Source organism: Algoriphagus sp. (assembly GCF_030694375.1).
Classification (GTDB): Bacteria; Bacteroidota; Bacteroidia; order Cytophagales; family Cyclobacteriaceae; genus Algoriphagus.
Map to the genome: position 1 here is coordinate 333,245 of NZ_JAUXYL010000020.1, position 24,308 is coordinate 357,552.

At 40.7% G+C, this 24,308-nt stretch carries 15 protein-coding genes; 9 read left to right on the forward strand and 6 right to left on the reverse strand.

From position 1 onward, the window contains the following. Positions 1–2 precede the first annotated feature (2 nt). Both Q8M62_RS06305 and Q8M62_RS06310 read right to left on the reverse strand, forming a co-directional pair. Positions 3–1,019, reverse strand: coding sequence for an NAD(P)/FAD-dependent oxidoreductase (locus tag Q8M62_RS06305; RefSeq protein WP_304900854.1), 1,017 nt, complete (start codon positions 1,017–1,019; stop codon positions 3–5). A gap of 69 nt (positions 1,020–1,088) precedes the next feature. After that, positions 1,089–1,538: a MarR family winged helix-turn-helix transcriptional regulator gene (locus Q8M62_RS06310; RefSeq protein ID WP_304900853.1), complete on the reverse strand. Its 450-nt coding sequence runs from the start codon at positions 1,536–1,538 to the stop codon at positions 1,089–1,091. A 727-nt stretch (positions 1,539–2,265) separates the two neighbouring features. Here Q8M62_RS06310 and hisS point away from each other — a divergent pair. Continuing rightward, entirely contained in the window at positions 2,266–3,627 is a 1,362-nt protein-coding gene (gene hisS, locus Q8M62_RS06315; protein WP_304900852.1) for a histidine--tRNA ligase, read from the forward strand. Here hisS and Q8M62_RS06320 read toward each other — a convergent pair. Continuing rightward, positions 3,624–3,905, reverse strand: a complete 282-nt coding sequence (locus Q8M62_RS06320) for a hypothetical protein (protein ID WP_304900851.1) — start codon at positions 3,903–3,905, stop codon at positions 3,624–3,626. The two genes, hisS and Q8M62_RS06320, sit on opposite strands and share 4 nt — an antisense overlap. Positions 3,906–4,097: 192 nt before the next feature. Here Q8M62_RS06320 and Q8M62_RS06325 point away from each other — a divergent pair, with 192 nt between their 5' ends. Together Q8M62_RS06325 and Q8M62_RS06330 are read left to right on the forward strand one after the other, a co-directional pair. Then, positions 4,098–4,433 carry a YbaB/EbfC family nucleoid-associated protein gene (locus Q8M62_RS06325; RefSeq protein WP_304900850.1) on the forward strand — a complete coding sequence of 112 codons (336 nt, stop codon included), beginning with the start codon at positions 4,098–4,100 and terminating at the stop codon, positions 4,431–4,433. Positions 4,434–4,589: 156 nt separating this feature from the next. Beyond that, the gene (locus tag Q8M62_RS06330; protein ID WP_304900849.1) at positions 4,590–5,591 is read left to right on the forward strand and encodes a glycosyltransferase family 2 protein; all 1,002 of its coding nucleotides are present in this window, start codon (positions 4,590–4,592) and stop codon (positions 5,589–5,591) included. Here the strand turns inward: Q8M62_RS06330 and Q8M62_RS06335 are convergent. Further along, positions 5,588–5,806 carry a PspC domain-containing protein gene (locus Q8M62_RS06335; protein ID WP_092729955.1) on the reverse strand — a complete coding sequence of 73 codons (219 nt, stop codon included), beginning with the start codon at positions 5,804–5,806 and terminating at the stop codon, positions 5,588–5,590. The genes Q8M62_RS06330 and Q8M62_RS06335 overlap by 4 nt on opposite strands. 269 nt (positions 5,807–6,075) lie before the next feature. Here Q8M62_RS06335 and Q8M62_RS06340 point away from each other — a divergent pair, with 269 nt between their 5' ends. The 3 genes from Q8M62_RS06340 to Q8M62_RS06350 all read left to right on the forward strand — a co-directional run bounded on the left by Q8M62_RS06340 (position 6,076) and on the right by Q8M62_RS06350 (position 13,188). Beyond that, positions 6,076–7,647: a tetratricopeptide repeat protein gene (locus tag Q8M62_RS06340; RefSeq protein WP_304900848.1), complete on the forward strand. Its 1,572-nt coding sequence runs from the start codon at positions 6,076–6,078 to the stop codon at positions 7,645–7,647. A gap of 471 nt (positions 7,648–8,118) precedes the next feature. Beyond that, positions 8,119–11,403: a TonB-dependent receptor gene (locus tag Q8M62_RS06345; RefSeq protein WP_304900847.1), complete on the forward strand. Its 3,285-nt coding sequence runs from the start codon at positions 8,119–8,121 to the stop codon at positions 11,401–11,403. Positions 11,404–11,457: 54 nt separating this feature from the next. Further along, on the forward strand, positions 11,458–13,188 hold the full coding sequence (locus tag Q8M62_RS06350; RefSeq protein WP_304900892.1) for a RagB/SusD family nutrient uptake outer membrane protein: 1,731 nt from the start codon (positions 11,458–11,460) through the stop codon (positions 13,186–13,188). 167 nt (positions 13,189–13,355) lie between these two features. On the opposite strand, the gene Q8M62_RS06355 is transcribed toward Q8M62_RS06350, so the two are convergent. Further along, positions 13,356–14,273 carry an IS1595 family transposase gene (locus tag Q8M62_RS06355; RefSeq protein ID WP_304900846.1) on the reverse strand — a complete coding sequence of 306 codons (918 nt, stop codon included), beginning with the start codon at positions 14,271–14,273 and terminating at the stop codon, positions 13,356–13,358. 437 nt (positions 14,274–14,710) lie between these two features. On the opposite strand from Q8M62_RS06355, the gene Q8M62_RS06360 reads away from it, so the two are divergent. The 3 genes from Q8M62_RS06360 to Q8M62_RS06370 all read left to right on the forward strand — a co-directional run bounded on the left by Q8M62_RS06360 (position 14,711) and on the right by Q8M62_RS06370 (position 23,514). Beyond that, positions 14,711–17,923 (forward strand): TonB-dependent receptor, encoded by a 3,213-nt coding sequence (locus Q8M62_RS06360; RefSeq protein ID WP_304900845.1) that lies wholly within the window; start codon positions 14,711–14,713, stop codon positions 17,921–17,923. A gap of 11 nt (positions 17,924–17,934) precedes the next feature. Next, complete coding sequence (locus Q8M62_RS06365) at positions 17,935–19,674, forward strand: RagB/SusD family nutrient uptake outer membrane protein (protein WP_304900844.1); 1,740 nt, start codon at positions 17,935–17,937, stop codon at positions 19,672–19,674. Between the two features lie 315 nt (positions 19,675–19,989). Next, positions 19,990–23,514 (forward strand): VCBS repeat-containing protein, encoded by a 3,525-nt coding sequence (locus Q8M62_RS06370; protein WP_304900843.1) that lies wholly within the window; start codon positions 19,990–19,992, stop codon positions 23,512–23,514. Here the strand turns inward: Q8M62_RS06370 and Q8M62_RS06375 are convergent, their stop codons facing one another. Next, positions 23,515–24,276, reverse strand: a complete 762-nt coding sequence (locus Q8M62_RS06375; RefSeq protein WP_304900842.1) for a creatininase family protein — start codon at positions 24,274–24,276, stop codon at positions 23,515–23,517. Positions 24,277–24,308 lie beyond the last annotated feature (32 nt).

The following is a 24,308-nucleotide window of genomic DNA, read 5'->3' on the forward strand; positions in this document are numbered from 1 at the left end:
GGTTAGAATGCGTTGACTCCGTTTACAGTGGTATATTTAAAGCTAAGTTTTTGATCTGGGTAGACATATTTGAACGCGGAGTGCATCATAATCGCAGCTTCGTGAAATCCACAAAGAATCAGTTTCAATTTGCCCGGATAGGTGTTGATATCGCCGATGGCATAGATCCGCTCTACTCCTGTGGAATAATCTCGGGTATCGACTTCAATTGCGTTTTTGTCAATACTGAGTCCCCAATCAGCAATTGGTCCAAGCTTTGGACTCAATCCGAATAATGGAATCAGGTAATCTGCTTCCAAGGTCATATCATGCTTCCATTTGTCTTCAAGGATCACTTTTTCGAGTTTTCCATTTCCGGTAACTTCCTTCAGGTTCGCTGAAAGGATCAGGTCTATCTTTCCCCGGTTTGCAAGATCAAATACCTTTGCTGCCGAGTCCGGAGCACCACGGAAAGTCTCGTTTCTATGTACCAGTGTCACACGTTTTGCTACCTTAGCTAAGTAGATTGACCAATCCAAAGCGGAATCTCCCCCTCCTGCAATGACTACATTTTTGTCACGGAATGTTTCAGGATTTTTGACCATATAAGTAATACCCTTTCCCTCATAGGCTTCCAAATTAGTCAAAACGGGCTTGCGTGGCTCAAAACAACCCAAACCACCGGCAATGATGACCACTTGACAATGTACATGGGTTTTGTCACTGGTAGTCACAATAAAACTCCCGTCAGTTTGCCTGTCCAAATGATCCACACGCTCACCTAGGGTAAAAGTAGGTTGGAAAGGCTTGGCCTGTTCCATCAAATTATCCACGAGATCTTGAGCTTTTACCTCTGGATATCCAGGGATATCATAAATCGGTTTTTGGGGGTAGATCTCAGATAGCTGACCTCCCACCTGTGGAAGGGCATCGATCAGATGACAACGCATCTTAAGCAATCCTGCTTCAAAAACAGCAAAAAGCCCCACAGGGCCAGCTCCTATGATGCAAAGGTCGGTATGGATTGTGTTTGTATTCATGGCTTTTCGGGTTTAACCCATGTAAATTCCAAAATGTTCGTACAAATATAATTAGTGCACTAAATACTTTTACTCTTCTCCAATCTGACCATCCAAATTTTGATAAATGGTATCAAGGATTCGTTTGAACTCCTCAAAATCTCTGGTGGTAAGGTTTTCCCAAGCCTTTTCTCGAATTTCGAGGATTTTAGGTTTGAGCTCCGAGACCTTAGCTGATCCAGACTCAGTGAGTAGAAGTTGAAAGCTCCTCCGGTCTTGAGGATGTGGAACGCGTTCTACATATCCTTTTTTACAAAGAAGATCAATGATACGTGTGAGGGTAGGATGATCTTTGAATACCAGATTAGCCAATTCCGTTTGGCTTAACAGTTCGTTTTCAGAAAGGTTTTTCAATACTAACCATTGATCCACAGTGACGTCAAACTCCCCTGTTTTGAACTGATGCTGGGCATATTGCTTAACCTTTCGAGCCGTACGGTCGAGAAGGAAAGAGTATTTCGCGAAAAGTTCTTGTGTCATACCAATAGTTAGTATGACAAATATAAAAATTATTCTTTCAGAAATAATAAAAACCTATAAAAACTATAGGGTATGAATATTATGTGAGTGGCCGCAATTCTGCCAGTTAATTAAAAATGAATATGGGAATTGGCAGATAATCTTCGATTGAAAACCTCCTACACTTTACCCCCTAGCGCGTAGCCTTTGGCTCGTTTTATCGAGTTTCGAACCTTATACTCTTTTGCTACTGATAAGAATGCGGATAAATAGAAATATTAAATAGGATTTCGTTAAAAACATCCCGGTATGATAATGACTGGAAGAATTTGAACGGCTGCAAAAAGAAAGAATCAAATAGATGCTTTGAAGCAGGAAACTTTTATCGAAAAAAAAGGCGACCATTGGCCGCCTTCATATCTTTTAAAAGACTGTTAATTACTTAGCAAATGAAGCTTTAAGAGCCTCAACGTCTACGTTTTTGATTACAGGCTTCGCACACAACTGCTTGATTTTGATCACGCGAGCGGTCTGACCTTGTCTTTTTCTTTTAAGTTTTCTTTTGAGTGTAGTTACAGCCATGGACGTATATGTTTAATATTTTTGATTCAAAACGAAGCGCAAAAGTAAGGAAACAATTCTTTTCTGCCTACAAATCTTCTTATTTTATTCCATAGTAAATTAAGCAATCGGGCAGTGCTTTACTGATTTTTAAATAAATTTGACATCCAATCACCTGAATTCACTCATGCAAAAACCGAGTTTGCCAAAAGGAACCCGAGATTTTGGACCATTGCAGATGGCCCGTAGAACCTTCATTTTGGACACCATAAGGGATACTTTCAAATTATTTGGCTACCAGCAAATCGAGACTCCGGCCATGGAAAATCTCAATACACTGACCGGTAAGTATGGTGATGAGGGAGATCAGTTACTTTTCAAAATCCTGAACAGTGGTGATTTTTTGAAAGATGTAACTACAGCTGATTTAGACAAGGGACCCGGAGCAGTTTTGAATAAAGTTTCGGAAAAAGGACTTAGATACGATCTGACGGTTCCTTTTGCAAGATATGTGGTGATGAATAGAAATGAGTTGACATTCCCTTTCAAGCGCTATCAAATTCAGCCAGTCTGGAGAGCAGATCGTCCTCAGAAAGGCCGTTACCGCGAATTTTATCAGTGCGACGCTGATGTGGTGGGAACAGACAGCTTGGTGTGCGAAGCAGAGATCGTCTTGATGATCCGTCGTGTTTTTGAAAACCTGGGACTCAGGGAATATAGTATCAAAATCAACAACCGGAAAATCCTGACCGGTATAGCTGAAGCCATCGGTGAGGAAGGAAAAGAAGGGCCGCTCTGTGTGGCTATTGATAAATTGGATAAGATTGGCTGGGAAAAAGTAAAGGAAGAACTCTTACAACGAGGTTTCGGACAAAAATCAATCGAAAGTTTAGCCCCTTTGGTTTCCCTGGAAAGTGATCTGAAGAGTAAGCTGAATTTTTTGAAACGCTTTCTGAAAAACTCAGAAGTAGGATTGAAAGGGGTGGAGGAATTGGAAGGGGCCTTCGGGATTCTCTCTCAAATGGGAGAAAATCTGGATCATATTGACTTTGATATCATGCTTGCCCGGGGTCTCTCTTATTATACGGGAGCAATTTTCGAGGTGAAAGTTCACCATGTTTCCATAGGATCTGTGAGTGGTGGTGGAAGATATGATAATCTGACCGGAGTATTTGGGCTTCCGGGTGTTTCAGGCGTGGGTTTCTCCTTTGGGGTGGATCGATTGTATGATGTGCTGGATGAGTTGAAGGCATTCCCAAAAGAGAGTCATACCAGTACCCGAATACTGTTGACCTATTTTGACCATAAGGGTTTTGAATATGCTTTGGGTTTGCTCAGTCAATTCCGTAACGCAGGGATTAAGACTGAGATTTACCCCAACCAAATGAAAATTCAAAAGCAGTTTGAATTTGCCAATAAAAAAGAAATCCCATTTGTGGGAATTTGCGGTGAAGAGGAACTTAAAGCTGGAATAATCTCCGTAAAAAATATGGTTACAGGGGAGCAGCAAAAGTTGGATATTTCTCAAGCTATAGTTTTACTGTCCTAATCGACCTGAAGAATGGATCGGATAGGTAGAAAAACACCGCCTTTCAATGACACAAAACTATTACCAACAGCCCAAACTGTTGTGTCAACCATGTAAATCTGCTGGTCCGCAGCTTCAAATGTGATTTTGACTTTAGTGTGAAGTAAATTTCCCAAGGTTTGAGATCTGTAGAGGTCTGCCATGCGTTTTTTCTGCCCATCAGGATCAGGAATTACTTCGGCTTTTGAAAAACTCAAGTTTAAAATATTTTCTTTCTCGATGGTGAGTATGGTTTTCATGGCTTTGTCCGGGTTAGTCACTTATTTGTACTTGATAAGTATTATAAAAGTTACCCAAGAAATCTAAATGAAATTGAAAAACAATGAGTTATAGTTTTTGAAATAGCGTTATTTAACTTGTGGAGTCAAACTTGGTATAAAGAACAGTAAATAAAAGAGTTGTAAATCCATTAAAAATAAAATTGAAAAGATATGTTTGATATCATGGGAATGATGGGTAAAGTAAAGGAAGCCCAAGCGAAGATTAAAGAAACTCAGGCGCGGTTGGTGCATTTGACTGCCGAAGGAGAGGCCGGTGCAGGGATGGTCAAGGTCCTGGTCAATGGGGACCGAAAAGTGATGAAAATCGAGATGGATGAATCCCTAGTGACACCGAATGACAAAGAAATGCTGAGCGATTTGATCGTAGCAGCGACCAATAAAGCCATGGAGGCGATAGACGCGAAGATCAAAGCTGAAATGAAAGTGGCAACCGAGGGAATGATCCCTAACATACCCGGAATGGACTTGGGCAGCATGTTCGGATGAAAGGTCAATTAGAAAACGTTCTCACATAGGAGCATAATTAACCAGGACTTTCCACCTGCCTGCCGGCAGGTATGACCAACCAATTAAGAAAAAACACAAATCCATTTAATTCGAGCCTGCCTGGGCTAATAGCCATTGTTAAGTAAATTTGATCCTATGAATAAGGCAGCAATAGTTATTCTGAATTTCAACGGCAAAGAGGTTTTATCCACCTTTTTACCTTCTGTGGTTAACCACAGTTCCTATGATATTTGGATCATTGATAATGCCAGCATTGATGATTCAGTCGAGCTTTTCACAGCCAATTATCCTCAAATCAATCTTATTTCGCTGGGTTCCAACTTTGGCTATGCCGGGGGGTACAATTGGGGATTAGAAGAACTTCGGGGAAAATATGAATTTTTCATTTTATTAAATTCAGATGTTGAAGTCACCGCGGCTTGGGATCGGGATTTGGTTGACTGCTTGGATGGCAAACCGGAATACGCGGCTCTTCAGCCGAAAATCCTTTCCTGGCAAGACCGAAAAATGTTTGATTATGCAGGAGCAGGTGGTGGGTATTTGGATGTACTGGGCTACCCTTATTGTCGAGGGAGGATATGGAATACGCTCGAGTCTGACCATGGGCAATACAATGATGAGGTGCAGGTGGATTGGGCTTCAGGCGCCTGTCTGGTAATTCGCGCAGCCGATTTTTTTATGCAGGAGGGTTTTGACGCGCATTTTTTTGCACACATGGAGGAGATTGATTTGTGTTGGAGACTGAGGCGGTCGGGAAAAAAAATTGGGTATTTAGGTGCGGTCACTGTTTTTCATCAGGGTGGTGCGACTCTAGACCGGTCCAGTCCAAAAAAGCTTTACCTCAATATCCGAAACAACCTCAGTATGATTTATAAAAATGTGAATCCACTCCGTTTTTTTGGAATAATTGTAGCTAAGAGCATCATGGAAATGGCTGCGGCAGTGGGATATTTGATGTCTGGCAAAAAAGAGCATGCCTTGGGAGTATTTCGGGGATATCGGGACTTTTTTTCAGGAATTGAAAATTTAGAAAGACCCATAAAAAAGCCCGAGGTAGACAGTTCAACCTCAGGCCCTGTTAAGTTTATCTTTTGGAATTATCTGGTTTTGAGAAAACGGGTATTTACTCAACTTTAATCAAAAAGCACCGGGTTGTTCATTTTGCGGAAATACTTTCGGATTTTCATCATCATTGCCATGCTCACGTAAAGGATAATTGGAGATCCCATCGTTACAAATGAAGAATAAATAAAGAATAGCCGGATGCTATCGATCGGAAAATTGAGTTTTTCTCCAAGTCTTGAGCAAACCCCAAAGGCATGCTCTTCGAAGAATATTTTCAGTTTTTCCATATATTAATCTGTTTACAGTGTAAAAATAAGATAAAATGATTTTTAATTTTATAAATCAACTCACTCTCAAAATGTTTAGGGTTTTGATAGTTTTGTTTTTGCTTTCAACTCATTGTTTATCTGCGGGTTCAATAATAATGCCCGAAAATAAATTTTTAAAAGACATTCAACTCGTACCTGCGAAACTTAAACTTGAAGGGGACTCAATCCGCTTTACAGTCAAAGGTTCAATACCAATTGAATCGGTGCTGACACCAAATAATCCAAGATTGAGTCTCTTATTTAAAGCAGATCAAAACTATGTAGATCTTGGAGAAATTAATTTGAAGAAGAATGTCGCTAATTATTCCTATGAAAGGAAGTTTTCCTTAAAGTACGAACCTTGGATGTCAGGTGCTACTTTGGAAATATTTTTTTTCCAGGGGAAAAGGGAAAGTAAATCTCCTTTCGAAAAGAAAGTACTGGCAAAAGGGGTAATTGCCCCACAGCTGATGGTCAAACTTGGAGCCGTCTATCCTGATGAGCCAATTCCTTCGGTTGGCTTGTTTATTCCCACAGGAATTGAAAGGGGAGTTACGCAAAAAGAGGAGTTCACTTTTGTTTATGAATTGGGGTCTTCAGCTTTCAAATTAAGTGTGGCAAATCAGGAGACACTTCGGAAAATCGATGCTTTTTTGGAAAACAATCCCAGCATTCAGGAATTCAAAATTACCGGAATACAATCTCCTGAACCTGCGGAAGGAAAAAACAGCGCCCTGGGTGCTAATCGTGCTGAATCCGCAAAAAAGGCCCTTAAAACGAGAATGCAGACCTTATCGGATTCTCAAATCAGAATGGATTCCCGTCGTAATGATTGGTTTGATCTCAGGCTACTATTAGGGGATTACAAGGGAATATCAACAAATCGTAAAGAGGAACTCTATACGATCTTGACCAATCAGGAGACGTATCTTGAGCAAACCGATCGATTAAAAAAAGTTCCAGGATTTTCCCAAATTGTACAGGATCTGTATCCAAAACTCCGGGTTGCCAAAATTGAAATCTCCGCTACCTCCAGAACAGGCCTCGATATGCGGCAGTCAATCAGACTGAAGGAGTCACTTTTGAGCTCAGATGGTACAAATTCATTATCCTTTGCAGAATGGTCCTTGGCTGCCGAAGCGAGTCAGAGTCTAGAAGAAAAGGCAGTCATCTATTCTAAGATGACGGAATTTTTTCGCTCAGCCTTACCATATAACAATATGGCTGTAGTCCGAATGCGGCAAGCCCAACGCACCCTTGATCAGGAATCCAAAGAAGTTCTTTGGGAAGAAGCGCTCAGACTACTCCAACAGGCGATTCGGATTGAACCAAATCCTTATACCCTTCATAATCAAGGACAGATTTTGGCACTTGAGGGAAAATACTGGGATTCTTACCTGAAATTATCTGAAGCCGCATCCTTGACACAAAATCCCGAATTTCTTCAACAGAATGAGGCCTTGAGAGGAGCATTGGATATTCTAAGGGGTGATTATAAACTTGCTACACTTAGATTTGACTTCAAGTTTTCAGACCCGAAAGACTATTTCAACAAGGGGCTTGCTTATTATATGATTAATGACTTTGCAACTGCATCCACTGCTTTTGAAGAATCAGTTGTGCATGGAAGAGTATTTGGATATGGGTATTATGGACTTGCTATGATAGCTGCTGCCAGCGGACAACATGAAGTGGCAATGATTCATTTAAAAAAGGCTATCGAAGCAAATAAACAGTTAGCTAATTTGGCATTTCAAGATCCGGCCTTTGAAGAGCTTCGTAGCAGCAAAGATTTTTTTTCCGGAAGCACTCAAAATTGAATTTTCTGATTTTTCTAATTTTCGATTAATCAGGTCTTTTTTTGATAATTTCTTAATTTAATGGGGTTTATTTTGATTTTTTGCATTTAGACTTTCTTTTTTAATGACTTTTATTAGGAAAACATGTTTTTAATAAAGCTGGTGTTGAAAAATTCAAAATTTAATTTACTCAAGTGGGTTTGAAATTTGTTTTAGATTATTTAACATTGAGGCATTAGAATTAACAATTAAACCTAAAATTCAAGCCTATGATCTATTTTACTTAGCATTTTTCCTTCTCTCAATCCGCATCAGCCGATGCATTCAAACCTAGAGGTTTCTATTAAGCAGGTCTTTTGACCACGGTAAATCGCAATAAAATCTTGAAAATCAAGCTCTTTCTATTGACGTTATTTTGAGGATAATCGCAAACGATTGCATAATCAATTAACAAACAAGTTTTTGAGATTAATCTTGTTACCCAATCTATCTATGTTTATGAAAAAAGTTTACAAAATTCTAAGTGTGTGCCTTACGCTCTTAGTCCTATCCGCCAGTGCTACCTTTGCGCAAAAGACTGTGACGGGTACGGTTCTGGACGAGTATGGTTTAGGCCTTCCGGGTGTTTCGATCCTGGTTAAGGGAACTACCACAGGTACGGCAACTGACATTGACGGGAAATACTCCCTCAGCGTCCCAAGTGACCAGTCGACACTGGTTTTTTCTTTTATTGGATACACCGCCCTTGAACAGGTGGTGGGATCTCGTAGCGTCATCAATGTTTCGATGAAGCCGGATGAAAGAACACTAACTGAACTAGTCGTTACCGGTTACTCTATCGATTCGAGAAGAGAAACAACCGGAGCTATTTCCACAGTAAATCCGAAAGATTTGACTGTTATCCCTACTGGTAATATTGAGCAGACTCTTCAGGGTCGTGTGGCCGGGGTAACAGTAATTACAAACGGTCAGCCTGGTACTTCTTCAATCATCCGTGTTCGTGGTTTTGGTGCCTTTGGTGGTAACGAGCCCCTGTACATTGTGGATGGTCTTCCTACAGGATCTACTGATTTCCTGAATCCTGATGATATCGAGTCTACTACTGTATTGAAAGATGCGGCAGCTGCCTCTATCTATGGTGCTCGTGCTGCCAACGGTGTAATTGTTTACACTACCAAGCGTGGAGCAAGAAATAAAAAGCTTCGAGTGGATTACAATGGCATGTTTGGTGTTACTGATCCTGGTACTGGCATTAGCATGATGAATCCTCAGGATTATGCAGACTACACATGGTTGGCAGAACGAAATACTGCACAATTACAGAATAGAGCTCCTGCTTATGGGCATCCTCAATTCGGTACGGGTTCTTCACCTGTAATGCCCTACTATTTGAGTTTGATCACCAGAAGCCCAACGGGTGCATTTGGTGTTGCTTCAGGTCAGCCAGGTCCACTTTCAGCCGCTCAAATTGAGCAGCAGAGAGAGTGGTATAACGTTGATCCTTCAAAGGGATCTATAAGACAGCTCACTAGAGCGGCCACAGGAGAAGGTACTGATTGGTATGCCGCATTGACCCGCCCAGCCGTATTACAGCGTCATTCACTTGGTTTCAATGGAGGTTCTGCAACTTCGAGATTCTATGTTGGTTTAGGTGTTCAGGAGCAAGAGGGTATCATGATTGGTAATTCATTCAAAAGATATTCCTTGAGAACGAACTCAGAATTTGATGTTACTAAACGCATTAGAATCGGTCAAAACTTTCAGGGAACATATCGTCAGGTTCTAGGTCAAACAGGTGGAGCCGGTGGACGAGGTATTTCGGATGATGAAAATGACATTCTTCAGGCATTCCGTATGCCATCGATTATACCGGTTTATGACGAGTTTGGCGGATATGCAGGTACTGCTTCTAGAGGATTCAATAACCCAAGAAGCCCAATAGCGTCCCGTGAAGGTCAATTAGATAATAGAAACTTCAATGCCAATGCATTTGGTAACGTCTATGGAGAGTGGGATATTATTGATAATTTGACTTTTAGAACCTCTATCGGTGGTCAATACAATAACAACTACTTCTGGAATTATTCACGTCTTCAGTATGAAAACTCCGAAAACAATTCTGCTTTTGGATATGGTGAAGGTGGAGGGTTCGTATTTGGTTGGACTTTCACCAACACAGTTTCATATAAGAAGAAGATTGACAAGCATGACTTCAATGTTTTGTTAGGTCAGGAAGCTTTGAATTCCGGTGCAGGGAGAGGTATGGATGCTGTAGGACAGAATCCCTTCTCTACCGATCCTGATTTTATTACTATCTCTAACCTGCCAGTAAGTACCCGTCAGGTTAATTCCTTCCAATTTAAGGGCGTAAACTTTAACTCTTATTTTGGTCAGTTGAGATACACTTACAACGATAAATATATTGTAAGTGCTGTGGTTAGACGTGACGGTTCTTCTCGATTTGGTGAAAATGCGAGATATGGTGTATTCCCTGCATTCTCTGCGGCTTGGAGACTTTCTTCAGAGCCCTTTATGCAAAGTGCTACTTGGATCGATGATTTGAAAATCAGAGGTGGATACGGTGAAATGGGTAATTCCAACAACGTGGATCCTAACAACCAATTCTCGCTATATTCTGGTAATATCGGTGCTTCTTCTTATGATATCACGGGCTCCAACTCAGGCGCTCAGATTGGTTTCAGGAGGTCAAGAATTGGTAACCCTAATGCACAGTGGGAGACAGCTGTAACACAGAACATTGGTTTTGACGGTACGTTCTTCAATGGTCGTTTGGATGTGATTTTTGACTGGTGGAGAAAGGATACCAAGGACTTGTTGTTTACAGTTCCAATTCCATTGACTGCAGGTAGCCCTCAAAACGTTTCCCCTCCAGCTGTGAATATTGGTGAAATGCTCAATAGAGGTTTGGATCTCATGGTAAGTACAAGAGGTAATTTAACTGGTGATTTGACTTATGAATTGACTTTTACTGGTTCAACATTGAAGAATGAGATCGTTTCTCTTGCACCGGGATTGAACTTTATCACCTCAGTTAACCCTAGTTACAGAGGTATACAGCCAATCCGTAATGCAGTAGGGCAGCCTCTTTCTTCTTTCTTTGGCTATAATGTGCTTGGTTTGTTCAAAAATCAGGAAGATGTCAATTCTCATGCAGTTCAGGATGGTAAAGCTCCCGGCCGATTCAAGTTTGAAGATGTAGATGGTGATGGCAGAATTACGCCGAACGATCGTGTATTCCTTGGAAATCCAGTACCGGACTTTACTGGAGGTATGAACTTCACCATTGGGTTCAAAGGATTTGATCTATCTGCCTACTTATATGCTTCTATCGGTAACGAAATCTGGAATCAGTCTAAGTGGTTTACTGACTTCTTCCAGACATTTGAAGGAGCTGCAATATCCAACAGATTGAAGAATGCTTGGACTCCAGAGAATTTAGGTGCTACCACACCGATAGTAGAAAGAGTATCTAATTTCTCAACTTCAAACGTGGCCAATTCTTTCTACATTGAAGATGGTTCATATTTGAGATTTCAGAACTTGACTCTTGGCTACTCTGCACCAGCAAGCGTTCTTACTAAGTTGAAAATGGAAAGAGCCAGAGTTTTTGCCTCAGTTAACAATTTGGCAACAATCACTGGATATAGTGGATTGGATCCTGCGGTCGGTGGTGACGCTGACTTGACATTTGGTATCGACGTAGGAAACTACCCGGTTACACGTGGTTGGACCTTTGGTTTGAACCTTAGCTTCTAATCCAAACAAATTAAAATGAATCGAGTTATAGAAACTATAATTGATTATAAACAGATGAACAATTTTAAATTAAAAATCGTAGCCCTACTAGCATCGACCGCGATGCTGGTAGCAGTGAGTTGTAGCGATGATTTCTTGAATGTTCCGCCTGTAGGACAGTTGTCTGAAAATCAACTTTCTTCCCTGGCTGGAATAGATGCTTCTTTGATAGCAGCATATTCCCAAGTAAATGGTCGTGGTAACAGATTAGGGTCTCCTTCCAATTGGGTTTGGGGGAGTATTAGAGGGGGAGAGGCTAATAAAGGTACTGATCCCGGTGATTTCACATCAATAAATCCAATTCAGCGATTTGAAAATGACGCTGCAGGTGGAGATATTGGTGCAAAATACAACGTGGCTTATGAGGGTATTGCTAGAGCTAACTCTGTATTGAGGTTATTGGCAAAAGCGGGTCCCGATGTAACAGCAAATGACAAAGTAAGGTTATCTTCTCAGGCTAAATTCCTAAGAGCTCACTACTATTTTGAATTGGCTCGTGATTACGACAAAACTCCTTATGTAGATGAGACCGTGGACTATGGAAGTGGATTGGAGAAAGTGAAAAATGATAAGCCACTTTGGCCGTTCATTGAAAAGGATCTTCAAGATGCTGTCAAAGATCTCCCAGCTACTCAAGCTCAGGTGGGTCGCGTAAATCAGTGGGCAGCAAAAGCGTATTTAGCCAAAGTGTATTTGTATCAGAAAAAGTTTGCTGAAGCCAAAGCGCTATTCACTGACGTGATTCAAAATGGAGTTACCTCCAATGGCCTAAAGTATGGCTTGGTACCTTATTATGATGATGCTTTCCGTGGTAAAAATGACAACCACCAGGAATCTGTTTGGGCGTATCAGTCAGCAGCAGGTACAGGTTCTGTGAACAATGCTAACCCTGAATTTGACTTGAACTTCCCTTACAACACAGGTCCTGCTGGTCCGGGCAACTGTTGCGGATTCTTCCAGCCTAGCTTTACTTTTGTAAATGCATTCAGAACTGCTAACGGTTTGCCTTTATTAGACAAATCTTACAATTCTCCTGCTAACGAAGTAAAGAATGACATGGGTGTCGCTTCCGGTGCAGCTTTCACTCCAGATGCAGGTCCACTTGATCCTCGCTTGGATCATACCGTAGGTAGAAGAGGCCTTCCTTATTTGGATTGGCAAGATCATCCTGGTCAAGCTTGGATTCGAAACCAACCCAATGGTGGACCTTATTCTCCTAAAAAGTATGTTTATCAGAGAGCTGAGCAGGGTACCTTCCAGGATAACTCTTCTTGGACTCCTGGTTATACTGGAATCAACTTCATGATCATCAGATTTGCAGATGTATTGTTGATGGCTGCTGAGGCTGAAATCGAGACCGGTGGTCTGGAGAAAGCCCGTGAATACATCAACTTGGTGAGAACCAGAGCGATGAACTCCAGGATCAAGAGAGCCGATGGTACATTTGCCGCAAATTATGTGATTAATACCTATGCCGCTCCTTTTGCCAATGCAGATGCAGCCCGTGCTGCTGTGCGTATGGAAAGATTGCTTGAATTGGGTATGGAGGGACATAGATTCTATGACCTTCAGCGTTGGGGAACTGCCCAAGCTGAACTGGACTTCTATTTTGAGTATGACGGAAAGAAACTTTCTTCCGCATTAGGTGGTGCTAAATATTCTGACAGATTCAAGTGGGTTCCAATCCCTCAAGATCAAATAGATCTGGTTGGTGCAGATATCCTGAAGCAGAATCCCGGATTCTAATCCAGATAGTAATAATTCATAAAAGGGAGGCAAAAGCCTCCCTTTTTTTATGATCAATTATTTCAACTCTTTTATTCTACAGTTCGGAAAATGTTAATTTCAAGAATCCACTTACTTTTTGAATAGGTTTTTTCTCAAATGGGATTTAGATTTTATGTGTATCCGCATCAATGCACGTAAGGGTGAATTGACGCAATAATCAATCGTTCGAATAATTTTTCACCAAAGTACCTTCGATTCAGTTTGTAAACGAACTCATTCAAGTAATTCTGCAAGTACTTGTAAGTGACCATGTGATAAATACCCAACAGATTTCGCTTTAGATTACTGATGGCTTTGTGGACCCATCTCAAGGTATCATTAGTCTCCTCTTTTCCGGCAGCCACAGTAAAATGAGTGTTTACTACCATTTCTAAGTTGACGTAAGCGGTGTTCCTGTCTGTGAAAAGCACCACATCTCCATCGGTGTTTCTTTTGATGAATTGATTGACATTTTCACTGTCTACTTTATTTAGCACTTCCATTTTAAAGTATCCACAAACCTTGCTCCCTTGGCCAGATTCGGGGTTTTCCAAAGGAATAGATTCTACAGCTACAGCAACTTGCGCTTGACGTTGACTACCTTTTCCCCGTTTCAGCTGGTTTTTGATTTGCTTTTTGGTTGCCACTTCTACATAGCCCTCATCGTATTCTACCATGTCTTTAAGCAGGTATAAACTATCTCTTCGTCCCATCACAGCTCTGATTTTGTGCATTAACGTGAAGGCTGTTTCGTATCTGCTCAAACCCAATTGGCGCTGGAATTCAAGGCAAGAAAAGCCCTTTTTGGTCGCTGAGATAAACATAAAAGCCAGCATCCAGACCTGTAAAGGCAATTTGCTGTTTTCCATCACAGTCCCGCTTTTAAGCGAACTTCTTCTTCGGCAATGTCTGCATTCGAAAAACTTCGCACCGCTGAACCAGTAATGATGAGTCACTTTTTCGCACTTTTTACAGAATATACCGGACTTCTCCCGGTAAGATTTAATGAAGAGTTCACAGGATTCCTCATCTGGAAATTGGTTTAGAAAGTGGATTAGTTTCATGTTCTCTGGCGTTTAAACCAAAGAAAAGCGTACTTTTCTAACTGACAAAACCATTGACACCAACTGTCATTTGGCGACGTGCAAACTCACGGATACACATATTAGATTTTTATCATTTCAACAGAAAAAAAAATTTAATTTGGTTAAGGAAGTTTGAAATTTGTTTAAGATTATTTAACATTGAGTACTAAGAAATTATAAGTGAACCCAAAGCTCAGGCCTATGATCTATTTTACTTAAATTTATTCTTTTCTCATTAAGCATCAGACTAAAACCTACTGGTTTTTTAAGCAGGTCTTTTTGACCACGGTAAATCGGAATGGAATTTTTTAAAAATTAGGCACTTAGGACTGCCATTTAAATTATTCACAAACCATTTAATGATTAATTAACAAGAATTTTATCAGGTTAATCTTTTACCCAATCTACCTATGTTTATGAAAAATGTTCACAAAATTTTATGTGCATTTCTTTTGCTCTTAGTGGTTTCGAGTTCTGAAGTATTTGCTCAAATTAAAGTCTCCGGAAAAGTTCTGGATGAATCAGGGTCTGGGCTTCCAGGTGCAACCATCCTTGTAAAGGGATCTAGTTCAGGTATGATATCTGATTTTGACGGGAATTACAGTATTGATGTTCCTTCAAGTGAATCTGTATTGGTTTTTTCTTTCATTGGGTATGCAACCATTGAAGAGGTGGTTCGAAATAGATCCTCGATCAATGTCCAGCTAAAATTATCAGAAAGTGCTTTACAGGAGATCGTAGTGACGGGTTATGGCGCTCAGTCTAAGAGAGATATCACCGGTGCTGTAACTACAGTAGCAACGGATGCATTACTCTCTATTCCTGCAACCACCTTCGCGCAGCAACTTCAAGGTAGGGCAGCAGGTGTTAATATTGTTAACAGTGCTGTTCCAGGAGGAGAAGCGACTGTTCGAATCAGGGGATTTGGCACTATTGGTAACAATAACCCATTGTATGTAATCGATGGAGTACCCACTGAAAGACAGGGAAACCTTAATCCAGAGGATATTGAAACAATCCAGGTTTTGAAAGATGCGTCTGCCGCTTCTATTTATGGATCGAGAGCTGCAAATGGTGTGGTAATCATTACAACTAAGAGAGGTAAAGTGGGTAAGCCATCGGTGTCTCTTAATACTTATTATGGTATTCAGCAATCTGGAAACTCTCCGGAAGTATTAAATGCCTCAGAGCTTGGTAGATATTTGTATTTGGCGGATATATATGCGGGCAAAACTCCCTCCCACGGACAGTACACGTATGGGCCTAATGGGGAAGTAAGGATTCCGGATTTTGTGTTTCCTAGTGGCGCAATGAGAGGAGACCCGAGAACAAATCCTGACCTATATGCTTTGAGACCAGGTAACATTTATGCTATTACTGAGTCGGCAGACACCAACTGGTGGAATGAAGTAACCACTACCGCTCCCATTCAAAATTATCAAATTTCTGCAGCAGGAGGAACCGAGAGTGGAAGATATGCTTTATCAGCTGGTTATTTTAATCAGGAAGGTATTGTTAAGTTTATTGGTTACGAAAGATTCTCTTTGAGGGCTAATACCGAATTCAAAATTCTTAATAATAACAAATTAACGGTAGGTGAAAATTTGTCGGTAACATTTGATAATAGAAAAGGAGGATTTGGAAATCAGAACGAGCAAAACGCAGTTTCTGGAGCATATAAACATCACCCTTTATTACCGGTATATGACATAGCAGGGAATTTTGCCGGAAGTAGAGGCGCTAACCTAGGCAATAACTTTAATCCTTTTGCAGTTCTTTCCCGTCAGCAGGACAATAGAACGTACCGAATGAGAGTTTTTGGTAATGCCTATGCAGCCTATGACTTCACGGAAAATATTCAATTCAAAACAAGCTTGGGTATCGATGGAAATACCAGTAGAGGAAGGTTTTTAGGTCGGCCTCAGCCAGAATATGTAGAGGGAAACTTTATTAACAGCACCACAGCAACAAATGATTACCAATATCAGTGGGTATGGTCTAACGTATTAAGTTATGCCAAAACATTTAATGAGATTCATAGTGTCGATGTCTATGTAGGAACAGAAGCAATTACTGAGTTTGGTGAATTTTTTCAAGCTGGAAGACAAAGGTTTGCATTTGAATCACCTGAAATCCTAAGTTATTTGGATCTAGGGGATGCAACTACAGCGACGAATTCAGGAAATGTGTTCAGAGATTACAGCTTGTTTTCTCAGTTCGGTAAATTCAATTACTCGTATGATGATAAATATTTGATTCAGGTAATTGTAAGAAATGATGCTTCTTCAAGATTCTTATCGGCATCCAGAAATGCAATATTTCCAGCATTCAGTTTAGGATGGAGATTATCGGAGGAAGCGGGAATAAAATCAGCATTGCCATTTGTGACAGATATGAAATTGAGATATGGTTGGGGTAAAACAGGTAACCAAGCAATCGGAGATTACAATGCCTTCACTACCTATAGATCAAATATTTTCAATGCAGGTTATCCTATTGATGGATCCACTTCATCACCCACCATCGGTTTTGATGCTCAAAGATTCGGAAACCCAAATGCGAAATGGGAGACCACTACATCCAACAACCTAGGATTGGACGTTCTGATGTTTGGGGATAAATTTAATTTGGAGTTTGATGTTTGGCAGCGAGTTACCAGCGACATGTTGTTTACAATTCCGATTACATTCACTGCAGGAGATGCAGGTGCTCCAGCTTCCAACGTGGGTCAAATCACAAACAAAGGAATTGATCTGAATTTAGGTTACAAAAATACGGCTAAGGGCGGAGAATTAAGATATAATGTATCGGCGAATATCTCTACTTATAGAAATGTTGTTGATAAACTAGATGACAATGAAGGGACTAGATTCTTTGGTTTTGGATCAAGAGTTCCTGCAGTGACTTTGACTCAGGCTGGATTACCATTGTCTTCGTATTATGGTTTCAATGTGCTGGGAATTTTCCAAAGCCAAGAAGAAGCAGCGTCTCACGCTACTTACGGTTCATATAATGCTCCAGGCAAATTCAAAATTGAGGATGTAGATGGTGACGGTAGGATTACAGATGCTGATAGAACAGTAATTGGAAATCCACACCCTGACTTCACCTATGGAGTAAATGTAAATTTGGGATATAAGAGTTTTGAATTTACCATTTTCGGAAATGGCTCTGTTGGTAATGATATCTTCAACTATGTTCGATATTTCGCGGATTTCAACACGTTCCAGGGAAACAGGTCGAAGGCAGCCCTTTATGATGCCTGGCAACCAAGCAACCCTACGGCTCCAAGATCTCAGTGGGTGGCTGCAAATCCAAATGCAACAGCTCCAATCATGGACGCAAACGATCAAGTAAGTAGCCGTCCATCCAGCTATTTTATCGAGGATGGTAGCTATTTCCGAATCAGAAATATCCAGTTGTCCTATAACTTGCCTTCTGCAACTATGACAAAACTTGGACTTGGAAGAGCTTCTGTGTATGTACAAGGTCAAAACTTGGTGACATTTACTAAGTACTCAGGCCTTAATCCTGAAATTCAAACAAATACTGATAACACACTAGGATTCGATGGAGGTTATATGCCAGTTTCAAAGAATTTCTTGGTGGGTCTTAATCTTAATTTCTAAATCTATTCTTTATGAAAACGATATATAGGTTATTATCATTTGTCTTATTACTGTTTATTTCCATCAGTTGTGGAGATGAATTCTTGACAAAAGAGCCTCAAGGTCAATTTTCTTCCAGTGTCTTGGCTACCGAGGCTGGGGTCGAAGGTCTTCTTTTAGGTTCATATAAAATGCTTTCAGGAACTGGATTAGATGGTCAGGCTCCCTGGGAAAATGATGTTCAAAACTGGGTGTTTGGTGGTATAGCATCAGATGATGCTTACAAGGGTACTGATGCGGGCGATCAACCTGAGCAATCTTTCATTGAGGCCTATGACTTTCAGGCGTTCAATGGTCACATCAGAAATAAGTGGAGAGGACTGTACAAAGGAGTCGCAAGGGCAAACGATGCGATTAATACTTTAAAAAAGGTAGAAAGAATCAACGATGCCACTAGAACCCGAATCATAGCAGAGGCTAGGTTCTTAAGAGGATTTTTTCACATGGAAGCCAGAAAAATGTGGAGAAGACCTCCATACATCAGTGATGAGGTCTTTAATATAGATGATGTTGAAAGCACGAAGGTTCCTAACGATGTGGAAATTTGGCCATTTATTGAGGCTGATCTGAAAGCAGCCATGGATAATTTACCTGAAACACAAGCGCAGGTAGGTAGACCTACTAAGTGGGCTGCGATGGCAATGTTAGCAAAAGCAAAAATGTACCAGGGTTGGGATGCTAGCGGAAATGCAAATGCCGCTAAGCTGACTGAAGCAAAAGCTCTCTTGGATCAAATTGTAAATAGTGGAAGGTATCGCTTAGTGGATAGGTATGCTGACAACTTCAAGGTTACTACGCGTAATAATGCCGAGTCTATCTTTGAAATACAGTATGCTATCAATAGCGCAAATGATCAGGCATCAAATCAAGGTGTTGGTCTAGCACATCCTTATACCGATCCTTGGGGATGCTGTGGATTTTACCAGGCATCTCAAAATTTGGTCAATGCCTTTAAAACTTCCCCAGCAGGTCTTCCATTATTGGACAACTTCAACGATTCTGATGTGACATGGCAAACAGAGTTTACCGGATTTCTTGATCCAAGAATTGATCATTCGCTGGGTAGACCGGGTATCCTTTTCAAGGATTTCAAAATCCATGGTACAGATTTTATCAGAGATGTTTCTTACGCGGGCCCGTATTCTTCCATGAAGCATGTGGCCGAAAGAGCAGGTTTTGGCATAGGGGGCTGGCAAAACCTTACTTCTAACAACTATCGAATCCTACGATATAGTATGGTTTTACTTTGGTTGGCTGAAGCTGAAGTAGAAATAGGAAGTTTAGAGAGAGCAAGGGAATTGGTAAACATGGTAAGAACCAGAGCAGCCAATCCAGCTGGTTTTGTTCCAAAAGCTATTCAAGGAAGCTCCAGAAATGATTTTACCATTGTAAGTGGTACGCCAGCGGCCAATTATAATATCAAGAATTACACAACTCCTTGGGCAGATAAAAGTTTGGCTAGGAAGGCGGTAAGATTTGAAACTAGACTAGAGTTTAGCATGGAAGGACATCGCTTTTTTGACCTTCAAAGATGGGGAGTTGCTGCCGATGTATTGAATAAATACCTCCAAGTGGAGGGGACAAAACGGGTGTATCTAAGCGGAAGAACATTTACCAAAAATAAAAATGAATTTTTCCCTATTCCTTTAGAGGCAATAGATAGGTCCCTGAAGGATGGGCAACCTACTTTGGCCCAAGACCCAAATTATTAATCACAAATTTTACTTTTAAAGAGTCTACTTCGAATAGAAGGAGTAGACTCTTTTTAGTAAAAAATAATTATTCTCTTTGCATATGTAGATTTCAAATTGGGAAAACTATTTTCTATTTAATTAAAAAAGAATGGTATCTGCTGGTTAATGATCTATTTATTCGAAAGTTTGATTTTAAATGGTCATCATATTTAAGTTTTATAAAAAATGGGAGGCAACAGCCTCCCATTTTTTATGTTCAATTCCTTCAACTCTTTTTTCCGCATTGCGGAAAATGTTAATTTCAAGTCTGCATGCATCACCCTGAAAAACCTCATGAAATCTTTCTTAAGTTTAGCGATAGTTGTTTTTGTCTTTCTCTTGTCTGCCTGTAAAAAAGATTCAACCCTTTTCGAATTAAAATCTCCAGACCAGACAGGAATCGATTTTAACAATGAAATAATTGAATCTGATACATTCAATATCCTTACTGATGAATATATTTTCAATGGTGGAGGAGTGGCGGTGGCTGATTTTGATCAAAATGGACTTCCTGATTTATTTTTCACGGGTAATCAAGTTCCTAACCGACTTTACCTGAATCAAGGTGATTTCAAATTCAAAGATATATCCGAAACTTCAGGGATCATGGCAAATGAAAAATGGTGTACTGGAAGCGTTATTGTGGATATTAATAATGATGGATGGCCGGATATCTATGTCGCCGCAGCAATGATGAAAGGTCCGGGCGAACGCAATAACTTACTTTTTGTCAATCAAGGAAAGGACGCTTTAGGAAACGTCACTTTCAAAGAAATGGCAGCCCAATATGGAATTGCTGATCCCGGTAATAGCATGGGGGCAGCTTTTATAGACTATGATTTGGATGGAGACCTAGACCTGTATGTTTTAAATAATGAACAGCTTACAGCTATGCCTACCAACTTTAGACCCAAAGTAACTGATGGGTCTGCCATAAATAATGACAGTTTCTATAGAAATAATGGAGACGGAACTTTTACAAATGTTACCATCGAAGCTGGAATTACCTTTGAGGGGTTTGGGCTTGGACTATTAATAGCCGATGTCAACAATGACGGTTGGCCGGATATCCATGTCAGCAATGACTACATCACCAACGATATTCTATACATCAACAATCAGGATGGTACTTTTTCCAATATGACCAAAGAGAACTTGCGGCACCAAAGTCAGTTTTCGATGGGTGCTGATATCGCTGATTTTAACAATGATGGGCTTCCAGACCTGATTACTATCGACATGCTAGGCGAGGATAATTACCGAAAAAAGACCACAATCGGTAAAAACGTCTATCAAACCTACCTTAACAACGAGCAGTTGGGGTACGAATACCAATACGTCCGCAATATGCTTCATCTCAATAATGGGCCTGGAGTTCCATTTTCTGAAATTGGATTGATGGCTGGCGTTTATCAGACTGATTGGAGTTGGGCTCCGCTGTTTGGAGATGTGGACAATGATGGTCAAAGGGACTTATTGATTACCAATGGATTTCCAAGGGATATTACAGATAAAGACTTCGCCAATTATCGTGCTGATGTGGGAAGCATTGCTACAAATAGGCAACTATTGGACTCTATACCTATTGTGAAAATCCCTAATTACGCATTTCGAAACACGGGGAATCTTGGATTTCAAGACAGTGGTGAAAATTGGGGTTTAAATAAGCCTTCCTTCTCAAATGGGGCTGCATTGGTGGATTTGGATGGCGATGGTGATTTGGATTATGTGGTCAATAATATCAACGATCCTGCTTTCATATTTGAAAATAAGCTTAACAAAAGCAAAACTGCGCCAAACTATCTCCGCATTAAGCTAAAAGGACCTACAGGCAATTCCCAAGGATTAGGAGCGAAAGTTTTACTGAGAGCCACAACTGAAAGTCTTCTTTACCAAGAAATGCAAGTAGTTAGGGGATATATGTCTTCAATTGAAGACGTCCTTCACTTTGGTTTGGATTCGGTTGACACCGTCGGAGAACTCAGGGTGATTTGGCCAGACGGAAAAGAGTCCAAACTTTCCAATGTTCCCGCCAACCAAGTTTTAGTGATTGATCATGCCTCCGCTCAGGCTGGAAAAAACAGCCTCGCAATTCTTGATTTAGGAATAGCCAAGCAATTGGTTTATGAAGTTTCAGAGGAGTTAGGGATTTCTTTTGTTCATAAGGAAGAGGATAGAAATGACTTCAATGTACAGCGCACCCTCCCTCACAAGTTGACACAATTTGGACCTGTCTTAGCAGTTGGAGATCTTGATGGCAATGGACTTGAGGATTTGATTATCGGTTCTTCATCGGGTTTTTCACCAATCTGGTATGCCCAGCAAGAGGATGGAAAGTTTGTTCAAAAAGATCTTCTTCCCGTTGAAAACCCAATTTATGAAGAGACGGGTATTCTCCTTTTGGATCTTGACAACGATGGAGATCTTGATCTTTATTTGGTCAGTGGAAGTCCTGAATTTTTACCGGATGCTGCTGAATATACTGACCGAATATTTCTTAATGATGGAAAAGGGAACTTCACCCTAGATCAGAATTTTTCGGCTGTTAAAGGAAATGGGAGTACTGTCCGAGGTGCTGACTTTGATGGAGATGGGTTCATGGATTTATTCGTAGGAGGAAGAACTCCTATTGGTAAATTTCCTCTGCCGGAAAAAAGCTACCTGCTAAGAAATATCAATGGACAATTGACCGATGTCACGGATCGCATAGCACCGGAGCTTCGCAGTGTTGGAATGGTCACGGATGCAGTTTGGACAGACGTTAACGGAGATGGAAAAGTGGATTTGATTGTAGTCGGAGAATTGATGCCAATCACCCTTTTTATCAATCAAGGAGATAAATTTGAAAAACTTAAAGATACCGGTCTTGAAAATCACTTGGGATGGTGGAATTCTATTTCCACAGCTGATTTTGATCAAGATGGGGATACTGATTTTGTTATAGGGAACCTAGGGGCAAACAATGCGCATCATCCAAGTTTTGAACGACCTGTGAAAATTTATGCAAAGGACTTTGATAATAATGGAAGTGTTGATGCAGTGACGTTTGCTTATTACAAAGACAGGCAAGGTGGAACTTACAATTCCTTTCCAAGCCACTTTTGGGATGACCTGATTGGTCAGAGCCCGATGTTTCGCCGGAAATTTGACCGATATAAGTATTTCGCGTTGAGCACGGAGGAATCATTTTTTACCGAGGAGGAAAAGCAAGATGTTTTGATTTTGACGGGCAACTATGACAGATCAGTTTGGGTTGAGAATCTTGGTAATGGTAAATTCCAGATCCACGAATTGCCAATCATGGCTCAAATCGCTCCAACAAAGGGAATTGTAACAGACGATATCAATGGTGACGGATTTACCGATATCCTGATGGTGGGGAATGACTATGGAAATGAGATCTTTATCGGAAGGCTAGACGCATCTGTAGGATTGCTGCTTCTTGGTGACGGAAAAGGTGGTTTTGAAGCTATCAGTCCAAGGAAAAGCGGCTTCGTAGTACCGGGTGATGCTAAAGCTCTGGTAAAGTTAAGTCTGGCTTCAGGAGCTCCTCTCTATTTTGCCTCACAAAACCGCGGAAAATTACTGGCATTCAAGTCTGGAAATGGAGAAGTAAAAACCCTTTCTTTCGGCCAAAATGCTATGGCGTTAATTTTGGAATTGGAGAATGGAAAGCGTCAGCGCTTTGAGTTGAATCATGGTTCAGGCTTTGGATCTCAATCTTCCAGAGAAATCATCCTTCCAAAAGGAACCAAATCTGCAGTAATGATCGATTACAAGGGAGAAATGACTCCTGTGGGAATTTTCACTATGAATTGATCATTTGTAAAGTTCTCCTTCTTTTGCCTCGCAGATATCAGCTATCAATTCTGCGATTTTGTCTGTAACATCCTCAAAGTATCGCCTCCCTTTTTCAGGGGAGGCTTTTTTTGGATTTCCGATCCCAGTGTCTTCAGTGACTAGAGACCATTTACGCTCTGCCCAGGCCCATTTTTCCCGGATTCCCTTGATGACTGATTTCCGCTCTGCACCATCTCCTGCTTCTTCGAGTGGTAAGATCAACTCAGGATGCAAGTATTGAATCAGTGCAGTTTCCATTTCATCTGCATGATCTCCGGCTTCTTCGAAGTACTTGGACTTGTCTAATGCTTGGAACCAATTGGCAGTAAAAAGCATCATCTCCGGATATCTCAATCCTAGTTCTCGAAGCATAGGCTGAAAGTTATTGCCTCCATGACTGTTTAGGATTAGTAATTTTTTGATCCCTTGTCTGTTCAGAACCTCGATAATATCAGTTAGGATGATTAGCTGTGTACTTGGGTAAATATTGATATCTAGGTAAATGTCACTCTGACCGGTATTTACTCCAAAAGGAATGGTTGGAAGAACCACGACTTTAGATCCCTTTTCCCATGCCTTTCTTGCTCCTTCAGCTCCCATAGCATCAGCTTCATAAATATCCGTCCCATAGGGCATGTGATAATTGTGCGCTTCTGTTGCACCCCATGGCAAGATCGCTAGGTCATAGCGAAATGTTTTGAGGTCTTTCCAAGTTGCTTCTTTCAGGATATAGGGTCGCATGGGATTTGTTTTCAGTATTTGGACAGATGTCT

Coding starts and splice junctions, on each gene's coding strand:
- Q8M62_RS06305 (WP_304900854.1), bottom strand. CDS start 1,019: ATGAATACAAACACAATCCATACCGACCTTTGCATCATAGGAGCTGGC.
- Q8M62_RS06310 (WP_304900853.1), bottom strand. CDS start 1,538: ATGACACAAGAACTTTTCGCGAAATACTCTTTCCTTCTCGACCGTACG.
- hisS (WP_304900852.1), top strand. CDS start 2,266: ATGCAAAAACCGAGTTTGCCAAAAGGAACCCGAGATTTTGGACCATTG.
- Q8M62_RS06320 (WP_304900851.1), bottom strand. CDS start 3,905: ATGAAAACCATACTCACCATCGAGAAAGAAAATATTTTAAACTTGAGT.
- Q8M62_RS06325 (WP_304900850.1), top strand. CDS start 4,098: ATGTTTGATATCATGGGAATGATGGGTAAAGTAAAGGAAGCCCAAGCG.
- Q8M62_RS06330 (WP_304900849.1), top strand. CDS start 4,590: ATGAATAAGGCAGCAATAGTTATTCTGAATTTCAACGGCAAAGAGGTT.
- Q8M62_RS06335 (WP_092729955.1), bottom strand. CDS start 5,806: ATGGAAAAACTGAAAATATTCTTCGAAGAGCATGCCTTTGGGGTTTGC.
- Q8M62_RS06345 (WP_304900847.1), top strand. CDS start 8,119: ATGTTTATGAAAAAAGTTTACAAAATTCTAAGTGTGTGCCTTACGCTC.
- Q8M62_RS06350 (WP_304900892.1), top strand. CDS start 11,458: ATGAACAATTTTAAATTAAAAATCGTAGCCCTACTAGCATCGACCGCG.
- Q8M62_RS06355 (WP_304900846.1), bottom strand. CDS start 14,273: ATGAAACTAATCCACTTTCTAAACCAATTTCCAGATGAGGAATCCTGT.
- Q8M62_RS06360 (WP_304900845.1), top strand. CDS start 14,711: ATGAAAAATGTTCACAAAATTTTATGTGCATTTCTTTTGCTCTTAGTG.
- Q8M62_RS06365 (WP_304900844.1), top strand. CDS start 17,935: ATGAAAACGATATATAGGTTATTATCATTTGTCTTATTACTGTTTATT.
- Q8M62_RS06370 (WP_304900843.1), top strand. CDS start 19,990: ATGAAATCTTTCTTAAGTTTAGCGATAGTTGTTTTTGTCTTTCTCTTG.
- Q8M62_RS06375 (WP_304900842.1), bottom strand. CDS start 24,276: ATGCGACCCTATATCCTGAAAGAAGCAACTTGGAAAGACCTCAAAACA.